The organism is bacterium (assembly GCA_026398675.1).
Lineage (GTDB): Bacteria > RBG-13-66-14 > RBG-13-66-14 > RBG-13-66-14 > RBG-13-66-14 > RBG-13-66-14.
This window is the reverse complement of sequence record JAPLSK010000094.1, coordinates 1-2,612: the sequence shown is the minus strand read 5'-3', so window position 1 is coordinate 2,612 and position 2,612 is coordinate 1. Positions and strand designations below refer to the sequence as shown.

Here is a 2,612-nt window from a genome sequence, read left to right as displayed (position 1 = left end):
GACAAGGGGTTTAAACCCCTTGCCCTACATCCTAAGGTGCACTTCTTCATTGATTCCAACCTCCCCTATCTGCCGATTTACCTGGCCGTCAAACCCAGGTTGTACGTGGCGACGGACTCCACCGATAAGGAGATTGTCTTTATCAGCTGCGACCTCTCCGCCGGGGTCCACGTGGACTTCTCGGAACGCTTCCGGCTCATCATCGCCTACACGCTCTTCTACGGAGGCTACGATTTACCGCGGTTCGGCACGTTCGGCCTGGTCGCGCAGCCCACCCTTTAATTGCATTTCCGCTGTCGGGGGCAAGGGGTTTAAACCCCTTGTCTCAACTTCACTGGAACCTCGGATCACTTTGAAAGAGAGGAAGCAGCATGACACGCCGTAAATGGCTCTTCCCGGTAGCGGCACTGACATTGCTCGCCGCGGGCTGCTACATGACCAACCTGACCACGGCCCGGACCGTGGGCGCGGGAAAGGTGGGCCTGACCGGCGGCGCCGGAGTGGTACCCTTAGCCGTCACCTCGGACTCCGGCGACCTCCTGGATTTCGACACCGACGTGGTGCTCATCGAACCCCAGACGCGGCTGGACATCGGCCTCTCCGACGCGGTGGACCTCGGTTTCCAGACCGGGATCATGCTCGTGTCCGGCGCGGAGGGCTTCGCCTGGCTGGGGATGCTGGCGGACGTGAAGTGGGCCGTGGTGGACGATCCCGACTCGGTGACCCTGTCGTGGGGCGGCGGGGCGGGCTGGACGTACTTGGGCGGCGTGCTTGAAGCGCACCTCTTCCTCGATTCCAACGTCCCCTTCCTGCCGTTCTACGCGGCCGTCAAGCCACGGCTGACCATCGGAGCCGGATCGGGCTTCAACTACGACTTGAGCGCGGGGGTCCACATCGAGTTCTCGGATAGCTTCCGGCTCATCGGGGACTGGACCACCTTCGCCTTCACCCTGAACGCCTTCAGCCTGGGCGTGCAGTTCATTTTTTAGCCGCGACCCGCGGGGGCGTTGCGCTTATCGCCGCCGGCGGCTATAATCCCCGTTCGACTGGCTTTTTCTACCCCTAAAAGCGAGGCGTTCCATGCGCAAATTTCTTTTCTTCTCCCTCTGTGCCACCGTCCTTTTCGGGCTCACCGCGTGCACCGAGGGGGCCGAGGCGGGGAACAAGGTGGACGTGGGTCAGATATTGGCCGCGGCCGACACCGCCCTGGCCGACGGGCGCTACGATGAGGCCGAGCTGGATTACCGACTCGTTCTGAGCCTGGGCGCCGTCGAAGAGCACCTGACCCGGGCCCGCACAGGACTCAACTCCGCCGTTGCCGAACGCTGCTACCGTGAGGCCTACCGGGATTTCGAGGACGAGCAGTCCCTCTCGATGCTCATGGGCCCGCAGCAGGGCATGAGCCAGGAGCAGATGAGCCGGGCGCAGCTCGGCCTCGACATCATCAGCTCGCCGCTGACCTCCGCGGGCCTGGCGGCCCTCAACGACGGTCTGGCGGCCGATCCGCTCCACCCGGGGTTGAACTACCTCCTGGGGCTCACCTACGCCCGGCACGGCGTCATGGACAAGGCGGAGGCGCAGTTCACCTACTGCGATAAAATCGCCCCCGACAACTGGGCCGGACCCCGGGGCCTGGCTCAGATTTACTCGCAGACCGGCCGGATGACCGAGGCCATGGCCGAGGCCGAGATAGCCTTGACCCGCGCCGCCACCCCCGCGGACCAGATGGCCGCCTACGAGATGCTCGTCCAGTTCAGCTTCAATCCCGCCAATCCCGAGGCCTACAAGACCTACCTGAAGGAGGCCAAGGAGAAGTTCCCCGAGTACGGCGACCCCCTGGCGCTGGAGGCGATGCTCGTCCTGCTCGCCGGGGGGGCGACCCCGGACCTGACCGCGGGGGTCCCCCTCGCCGAGGAGGCGCTGGCGAAGCCTTTCCTGAGCGAGAGTAACCGGCTGACGCTGGTGCAGAACATGGCGGTGCTCTACGCCCAGCTCGGGCGTTTCGATGACGCCCTGTCGCTCATCGAGGAGCATGTGCGCAACGGGGGGAGGCTCTCCATGGCCCTCCTGCAGGTTATCTCGCAGGTGGCGATTATCCAGATGTCCCAGTAGCCGCCGCCGTCGTGCGCCCGAATGTAGGGCGGGGACTTTAGTCCCGGCCTTTTTTACCCCTCACCCCAGCCCGAACCTCGTTGCGATGATGTAGGGGCGGACCTTCAGGTCCGCCCGCGGGCGACCGTGGACGGTCGCCCCTACGGGGGAAATCGGGCGGCTCGAAATGTAGGGCGGCCCCGTGGGACAAGTCCCCTGCGGGCCGCCGCGTTTTCAACATTCCCGGCCTCGACCCTCACCCCAACCCTCTCCCTGGAAGGGAGAGGGAGACGATGTAGGGCGGGGGCTCCGTACCCCGCCCTTTTTAATTCAAAACCCCGACCCTCACCCCCACCCTCTCCCGAGGAGGGAGAGGGGGAACGGGCGGCCCGTGCCTCGCAAATTGCGATGACGTAGGGCGGGGATTTTAACCGAGCGTAGCGAGCTATGCCCCCGGCAAATCCCCGCCGCTTCCTTGTTCACACAAAAATCTTCCCACGGGTTGACGCACCCCTTTTAAT

The 2,612-nt window shown here is 64.5% G+C and carries 3 protein-coding genes; all 3 read left to right on the top strand.

Annotated elements, in window-relative coordinates:
- On the top strand, nt 1-282 hold a 282-nt coding region (locus NTW26_02015; GenBank protein MCX7021048.1), incomplete at its 5' end, for a hypothetical protein.
- 89 nt (nt 283-371) lie between these two features.
- Entirely contained in the window at nt 372-989 is a 618-nt protein-coding gene (locus tag NTW26_02010) for a hypothetical protein (GenBank protein MCX7021047.1), read from the top strand.
- A 91-nt stretch (nt 990-1,080) separates the two neighbouring features.
- Complete coding sequence (locus NTW26_02005; GenBank protein ID MCX7021046.1) at nt 1,081-2,112, top strand: tetratricopeptide repeat protein; 1,032 nt, start codon at nt 1,081-1,083, stop codon at nt 2,110-2,112.
- Nucleotides 2,113-2,612: the final 500 nt, after the last annotated feature.

Bases quoted from the DNA above. Each gene is read 5' to 3' on its own strand.
- NTW26_02010 (MCX7021047.1), top strand. From the start codon at position 372: ATGACACGCCGTAAATGGCTCTTCCCGGTAGCGGCACTGACATTGCTC.
- NTW26_02005 (MCX7021046.1), top strand. From the start codon at position 1,081: ATGCGCAAATTTCTTTTCTTCTCCCTCTGTGCCACCGTCCTTTTCGGG.